The organism is Verrucomicrobiota bacterium (assembly GCA_016871535.1).
Lineage (GTDB): Bacteria > Verrucomicrobiota > Verrucomicrobiia > Limisphaerales > SIBE01 > VHCZ01.
The window spans coordinates 1-7,905 of record VHCZ01000278.1 but is presented as its reverse complement, the minus strand read 5'-3'; the positions used below and the strand labels follow the sequence as shown (position 1 = coordinate 7,905).

Here is a 7,905-nt window from a genome sequence, read left to right as displayed (position 1 = left end):
GGCAAACGTCTCGTCCGAACTCGTCTTCATTCCGCGCCAGAGCCACATTTCGGAAATGGTCAATGTGCCGAATGAAGATGATCCGACCGCGGCAGCCGTCCGGAGATTCATTCTCGGTCGTCCTTAGCCCAGATCCATACAGTTCAACCGCGAATTCACGCGAATGAACGCTCATGAAATCATGAACTCAAAAGTCGCTCTCTGCCTTATTACCGTCGCTGCTGCGATGCCATGCGCGAATGGGCCAGCCAACGCCGCCGAGTCGCGTTCCTCCGGAAAACTGGTCCTGGTCGCGGGCGGAGGCACTGAGGGCGACGGCGCGCCGGCCGACCGCGCCAAAGTCACCAACCCGTTCGGCGTCGATTTCGACCGCGCGGGCAACATGATCATCGTCGAGATGAACGGGCACAAAATCCGGAAAGTGGCCCCGAACGGCATCATCACGACGCTCGGCGGGAATGGCGCTGCTGGATTTGCAGGTGACGGCGGCTCGGTGCGCGACGCCCAGGTCAACGGACCTCACAACCTGGCCATCGCGCCGAATGACGACATTTTCATCGCTGACACCTGGAACAGCCGCGTGCGGAAGATCGATGGAAAAATTGGAATCGTAACCACGATCGCAGGCATTGGCGGAAAAGGTTTCGGCGGCGACGGCGGGCCCGCCACTCAAGCGCAGTGTGGCCACATCTACTGCGCTTCGCTCGATCCGCAAGGGGAGAACATTTACCTCGCGGATCTCGACAACCGCCGCATCCGCGCCGTCAATCTGAGCACCGGCATCATCCGCACCGTTGCGGGCAACGGCCAGCGAGGCGTGCCGGAGGACGGCGCCGATGCCGTCGCGGTGCCGCTCGTGGACCCGCGTGCCGTGGCTGTAAGCAAAGACGGAACGGTCTGGATTCTGGAGCGGAGCGGCCATGCGTTGCGGAGCGTTGATGCGCGTGGGAAAATCCGAACCATCGTCGGCACCGGCCAGCGCGGCGCGAGCGGAGACGGCGGCGACGCGCGCCAGGCCACATTGAACGGCCCGAAGCACCTTTGTTTCGATCACGACGGCAACGTGATCATCGCCGACACCGAGAATCACGTGATCCGCAAGTATCTTGTGAAGGAAGGAAAGATCGTCCGCGTGGCGGGCAACGGGAACAAAGGCACTGCGGGATTAGGCGGTCCGCCCGACCAAGCTGAGCTAAACCAGCCGCACGGTGTTTACCTGCACCGTGACGGCACGCTTTACATCAGCGACAGCAGCAACAACCGCGTGCTGAAAATCGTCCGGTGATCTCCGAGGAAGGGAATATTTGACCACGGATGACACGGGTGGGCACGGATAAGAAAGGCTGGCCGATTCCGTCATCCGTGTGATCCGTGTAATCCGTGGTAAATAGCTCTCAGCCCCGCCGCGGCTTCAAACAAAAGGCAACGAAGAAAACGAAGACTTCGTGACCTTCGTTAGCTTCTGTTGAGAAATTCCCAACCGCGTTCAACCTGGGAGCCGCAGTGGAGCCCACGGAAAACACGAAAAACACGAAACCGCAACGGATCGACGACGGATTAGCTTTTACCGTTGGGTTAGGGCCAAAGACTTTCTCAAGCAGCTATTCTCCTTTCGTGTCTTTTGGCGTGTTTGTTCGATGTTTCCCCAAAACCAATCATCCGTAGAATGGCGATGGCCTCGGCGCTTGGAACTTGGGATCTCGCTCTGCTTCACGTTAGCTTCAGCGCTTCGGCACCAACTCCCAATGCGGTTGATTGTCTCGATTCCAACGACGCCAGGATTCCTCGGTGTTCTCGAAGAACAAGGCTTCGATTTTGATCGCTTCCTGAGGGCCATCACAAAAAGTCATCCGTGGTTGGAAATTTTCGCGTGATTCTCAAAGTCAGAGTCGATCCGAAGCTTTAGAGCAGGATTAAGATTATGATTAGGATTAGGAAACCAGCCTTCCAGTCTTCGGTGCGCCAGTTCGAGAAGCAGTGCGGCTTGACCCTCGTTCCGAAACACGGTTTCCTTTCCGCCACATTCGATGACGGCAGGCAAACATTCCCTGGATGACTTGCGCATAGACCGCAACGCACCCGAATCCAAAGCGCCCTGGACCTGGATCGTCTTTGGCCTGGTTTCCATCGCCGTCGTCGGTTCGCTGGTGGGCTGGCGAATGATGCGTCCGGCGGCGGCTGAAGTTCGCACGATCACCGTGCGCGAGACCGCCGCATCGGGCCAAAGGACGGTGCTCAACGCCTCCGGTTACGTGACCGCGCGGCGCCAGGCCACGGTATCCTCCAAAGTCACCGGCAAAGTCATCGAGGTGTTGATCGAAGAAGGCAAGAAGGTCACGAACGGACAAATCCTGGCGCGCCTGGATGCCTCGAATGTCGAAGCCAGCCTGAAGCTCGCTCAGGCGCAACTCGAATCCGCCCGCGCCGCTTCCGGCGAAACCAAAGCCCGTCTGGAGGAAGCCGAACTCAACCTCAAAAGGACCCGCGCGCTCGTCGCCAGCCGGATTTCCAGCCAGGCCGAGCTCGACCGAGCCGAAGCAGAAGTCAAATCCCTGAAAGCGCGCCTCGAACAGCAAACCACTGAAGTGTCCGTCGCGGACCGCCAGCTCGCGCTTTACCAACAGCAACTGGACGACACCATCATTCGCGCGCCGTTCGCCGGCGTGGTCGTCACCAAGAATGCGCAGCCGGGTGAGATGATTTCGCCGATTTCAGCCGGCAGCGGATTCACCCGCACCGGCATTGGCACCATCGTCGATATGGAATCGTTGGAGATCGAGATCGACGTCAACGAAAGCTTCATTAACCGCGTCACAGAAGGCCAGGCCGTCGAAGCCACGCTCGATTCCTATCCGGAATGGAAGATTCCCTGCAAGGTCATCGCGATCATTCCGACGGCGGACCGGCAGAAGGCTACGGTGAAGGTTCGAGTCGGCTTCGAGAAACTCGACCGGCGTATTTTGCCGGACATGGGCGTGAAGGTCGCGTTTCGCGGCGGCGGCGAAGTCCCGACGGCCAGCGCGAGCATCTCGATTCCGAAAGCCGCGGTGCGAAAGCAAGATGGGCGCGATATCACGTGGGTCGTTCAGAATGGACGCGTCGAACGGCGCGCCGTCACGCTCGGAACTTCCCGGAACGACGAAGTCACGATTGCGGCCGGCCTCGCCACCGGTGAGAAAGTTGTGGTCGAAGGACCGGAGAATCTGGCGGATGGCGGGCGCGTGCAGGAGAAGAAGTGAGATTCAAGACGAGCTCAACGACGACGAGAGACCGACTCCCAACCCTTCTTGGCGCATGCTCGGCGCAGGTAGGGACCCGTTCCACCGCGTCCCTGACTAATCCCCAACGCGCTATTGAACCAAGGACGGACGACGAGGAAACCCGACGCCGCGATATTCTCATCGTCACTCTCATTGTCTTTCCTTCGCCTCAAGCCTTAAAGTGGGACGCAGTGGAATGCGTCCCTACCCGCGCTTAGAGATTATGACTACCGACAAAGGAATCCTCGTTGAGGTCCACGACGTTGAAAAGACCTTTCGCCGCGGCACCGAAACCATTCACGTCCTGGAAGGGCTTAATCTCCAAATTCAGCAAGGCGAATTCCTGGCGCTGATGGGCCCGTCCGGTTCCGGCAAGAGCACGCTGCTCAATTTGATCGGCGGTCTGGATCGGCCCTCCAAAGGCACGATTCAAGTGGCCGAGGAGCGCATCGACCAATTGTCCGAGCGCCGTCTGGCGGCCTGGCGCGCGCGGCACGTCGGACTGGTTTTCCAACTTTACAACCTCCTGCCCGTGCTCTCGGCCGAGCGAAACGTCGAACTGCCGTTGCTGCTCACGAACCTTTCCAAGGCCGAACGGAGGAAGCACGTTGCGACCGCGCTGTCGGTCGTGGGCCTTTCTCATCGCACGCGACATTTCCCCCGCCAACTGTCGGGCGGCGAACAACAGCGCGTGGGCATCGCCCGGGCCATCGTGACGGATCCGACGCTCCTGCTTTGCGATGAGCCGACGGGCGATCTCGACCGCAAATCCGGCGACGAGATTTTGAACCTTCTTCAGGCGCTCAACCGCGAGCACGGAAAGGCGATCATCATGGTGACCCACGACCCGCACGCCTCCGCCCGCGCCAGCCGGACGCTCTACCTGAACAAGGGGCGGCTCAGCACGGAGAAGCCGGATTGACCGGAAAGAATGATTTCAACAAGGACCATCGGCATCGTGCTGAATTACCCATCGCCAGACCCGCATGAACAGGTAGCGGGCCTGAGTGGACTTTGGCCCCTTGACGTTTGTGTGAGCACGATTGATAGGCAATGGCGCGTGAACAACCGTTTGGCTGGGAATCTTCCTGACCTCGCCAACGACCAAGTATGCTTCGTTCAACGTCGATCTCCGAGTCGAACGGAGTCGGATTTCAATTGCCTCTTCATCAGGCTCCAGAGACCAGGAGATCCGCTGAATCGGAGCGCCACTTACTGAAAAAGTGCCGCCCGTCAATTTCATCGATACTGGACTGCGAGTTGCCTTTCGCCAAAAGGCGCGCGCAAGCCGTGAACGATTCGCAGCTCGCTTTCTCGATCTCTGGAAGGACAAAAGTCATTCAATCCCGCACGGACGCTGCTTGGAGAAAAGACCCTGCGCAAGAAACACCCAGCAGCGCCAGCAGCGGCAAAGGGACGCCAAAGTTATTGTCGAAACATCCGCGCTCGCTGGTCACCTCGGGAAAGCAGAAAAGCCATCAGATCCTGAATCTCATCTTCCCTCAGCGTGTTGAGCAAGCCTTCGGGCATCATGGAGACCTTGGACGGTTCGATGGATTCGATGTCCTGGCGCTGGACATTTTTGAAATCATTCGGCGCAAACATATTTTCGATCACCATCAGGTTGTCCCCGCTCAGATTGCCCACCCGGCCGGTGACCGTTTCGCCGTCCTTCCTCTTGATGACGATGGCGCCGTATTGATCGCTGATGACTTTGCTCGGTTCGACGATCGATTCGAGCAGATCCCGAATGCTGAAACGGCCCGCCACGTTCGTCAAATCCGGCCCGACCGCCGCGCCGTCCATGTCGAAGCGATGGCACGAGGCGCAGCCGACGTCGCCGAAGAGTTTGCGTCCGCGTTCGTAATTGCGTTTGCCCTTCTGGCCGCGCTCGACGATCGGCGTGAGTTCGCTGACGGACCATTCTTTCACGAACGGCCGCGCGGCCAGGATTTGGAGCGCGGTTTTCGTTTCGGGTTGCAGGTCGAGGATCGGTTTGAGCGCCGCCTTCTCCGGTTCGGTCAGGCTGGCGAGGGCGTCGTTTTTCATATCGCGCATGAACCCGCTCAAACTGGCGCCGCCTTTGAAGCTGGCTGCTTTCAAAAACCACCGGAAATACTCTTCCCGCAATGGCTGGGTCCAGCCCGACTTCAAGACCCGCAGGGCGCGGGCATACTCGAGTTGTTCCTCTTGCGTCGGCGCGGCTCGCAAAGCGGACGTGAGTTTGGTCGCAGCGCTCGGGGCTTCGAGATAGACGAGCATCTGCGCCAGTTCGGCGTTCAGTTCGCGCGTCGAGGCGGGAAACAACGGATCGAACTTGGCAATCAAGCGCTGTCGCGTCGCGTCGTCCAGCTTGCCAAACCGTGTGAACGCCAGCGTGTACGCGCGCATCAAATCGAGCCGGTCGCTCTGGCTGAGTTTTTTCCAATTGATCCGGTCGAGCGCGGCCAGGATGCGACCCTGAAGCGCGGTGTCGGGCTGTGGGTCGGCCGGCCTGCGGTGGAATTGATCCTTGCTGCTCACACGCGCCAGAGCCGCCAACGCGGCGATGGCGGTGCGCGGATCTTTTTCGTTCAGCGTCTTCTCGCGCCATTCGGAGGCGTCCTGCCATTCGAGAGCGACTCGCGCCGCGTAGCGCAAGGCGCGATCCTTGTGGCCGAGATATGGCCAGGCTTCTTTGACCGCCTTCGAGTCTTTGTGGCCGTGGAAGCTTTCGAGTTTGTGGCGCAGCGCACGTTCCTTGGCGAAACGACTGTCGCTCTTGCTCGGCGCGGTCGATTCTCTGCCGGTGTAAGTCACGCGATAGAGAGCAGACTGCGTTCTGCGCCCGCCAACTGCGAAATACATCGCGCCGTCGTTGGGATTGATGACGATGTCCGTCAAAGCAAGCGGCTGGCCGGTGACGAATTCTTCGGCGGTCCCCGTGTAACTCGCGCCGTCGGGGGTGAGGTGAACGGCGTAAAGCTTGCCGAAACTCCAGTCGCAAATGAACAGCGCTTCCTGATACTTCGCCGGGAATTTCGCGCCGTAACCGAACGTGACACCCGTTGGCGAGCCTGGACCGACGTCCACCACGGCGCCGAAGCTGTCGAGGGTGTAGGCCGGCCATTTGCCCGCGCCGCTGCGCCAGCCGAATTCCGCGCCGCTAATCACGTGATTCACGCGCGTGGGTCGGTACCAGGGGGTGTTGATGTCCCATTCCATGTCGGCGTCGTAGGCGAAGAGTTCGCCCTGGCGGTTGAAGGCGGCGTCGAATTCATTTCGGAACCCCACCGCGACCAGTTCCCAACTCTTGCCTTCGGGATCGGTTCGCGCGATCCAGCCGCCCGGTCCGAGCACGCCTCGCATAAATCCATTGCCGTCCCACATGCGCGGCAGGAGGTGATCTTCGCTCCAGTTCAACGGGATACGAGACGCGGCGTAATCGGTCAGCTTGGTCATGTTGCCGCAGACCAGGTAAAGGCCCTTGCCATCCGGCGCGAGCAGGATCGCATGAACGCCGTGCTCGCCGCCGCCTTCGAGCCGGCGGAGCAGTTTGACTTCGTCGTAACGGTCGTCGCCGTTGGTGTCGCGGACGCGATACAGGCCGCGCCCTTTCGGATTCTCATTCACCATGACGTAGAGGCTGTCGAATGCGTAGAGGAGGCCGTGGGCCTGGCCGATTTCCAGATCGATCGGTTCCGGTTTCACCGAATCAGCACTGCGGAGCGCGGGCGGCAGGATGCGGTAGAGCTTGCCGTATTGATCGGAAACGATGAGCCGGCCTTTCGGATCAACGCACATTGCGACCCAGGAGCCTTCCGTTCCTTTCGGGACCGTGTAAAGGAGTTCGACTTTGAAATCCTTGGCGACTTTGAGCTGGTTGATCGGAGTCGCGGAAGCGCCAAGGTCGTCGGCTGCAAAACAGGGCGCCGGAGTAAGAGCTAACGCACCCAAGAGAATGGAAAGCGAGAGTGGATATAAATTGTCAAGAGCAGGGCAAATTCGGTGTGATTGCATGCCCGAAGCATGGCAAGCGCGCTTGCGGGATTCAAGTGTTGCGATGGGAACTTTCCATGAACCGGGTAGGGACGGATTCCACTCCGTCCCTGACTTTAATCTGTGATCGAAAAGAAATTCAGGGACGCGGTGAAACGCGTCCTTACCAGTTCATGGGCCGTGCGCAGCACGGCTGTGAGGCCGTGTAAGTCTCCATGAAATCCGACGGTAGGGCTGGGTTGCCGCGCAGTCGGTCTTCTGTCGATTACGCTCGGAAAAACAGGAGGTTCGGGTCCGGGAAGTGGTCGTTCCGATTCCCCGCCTTCGCTGTTCTCTTCGTTGCCTTTTGTTAAAAACAGAAGCCGTATCAGGGAACGAAGAAGGGAACAAAGGCGAAGCTCGCTCCTTTGCTTAGGGTCTGTGCAAAAATAACTTCCGGTTTTGGCGGGAGCGCCGCCTGGCCGGATGCAAGGCGCGAGGAGGGAGCATCCCCGTTTTGGGGCTGTGACCGACGAGCAACGCCGCAGCCGGCCAGGCGCCGCCCCGCCCCGGAGGGCTGGGGCGATTTCGCTTTCTGGCTTCGTTTCTCCTCAGAGCGTGTCCGAAAATTCCGCGGGGTCCTGTTTTCGCGCCAAAGGCCGGATGGCGAGGCGCAACGAAGGAGAAT

The 7,905-nt window shown here is 59.6% G+C and carries 4 protein-coding genes; 3 read left to right on the top strand and 1 reads right to left on the bottom strand.

Going from position 1 to position 7,905, the window contains the following annotated elements; all coding sequences use genetic code 11:
* Positions 1–226 precede the first annotated feature (226 nt).
* The 3 genes from FJ398_23695 to FJ398_23685 all read left to right on the top strand — a co-directional run bounded on the left by FJ398_23695 (position 227) and on the right by FJ398_23685 (position 4,182).
* Positions 227–1,285 carry a hypothetical protein gene (locus FJ398_23695; GenBank protein MBM3840902.1) on the top strand — a complete coding sequence of 353 codons (1,059 nt, stop codon included), beginning with the start codon at positions 227–229 and terminating at the stop codon, positions 1,283–1,285.
* A 742-nt stretch (positions 1,286–2,027) separates the two neighbouring features.
* Positions 2,028–3,239, top strand: a complete 1,212-nt coding sequence (locus FJ398_23690) for an efflux RND transporter periplasmic adaptor subunit (protein MBM3840901.1) — start codon at positions 2,028–2,030, stop codon at positions 3,237–3,239.
* 244 nt (positions 3,240–3,483) lie between these two features.
* Positions 3,484–4,182, top strand: coding sequence for an ABC transporter ATP-binding protein (locus tag FJ398_23685; GenBank protein MBM3840900.1), 699 nt, complete (start codon positions 3,484–3,486; stop codon positions 4,180–4,182).
* A gap of 503 nt (positions 4,183–4,685) precedes the next feature.
* Here FJ398_23685 and FJ398_23680 read toward each other — a convergent pair.
* A complete protein-coding gene (locus FJ398_23680) occupies positions 4,686–7,259 on the bottom strand; it encodes a c-type cytochrome (protein MBM3840899.1) in 2,574 nt (857 codons plus the stop codon).
* Positions 7,260–7,905: the final 646 nt, after the last annotated feature.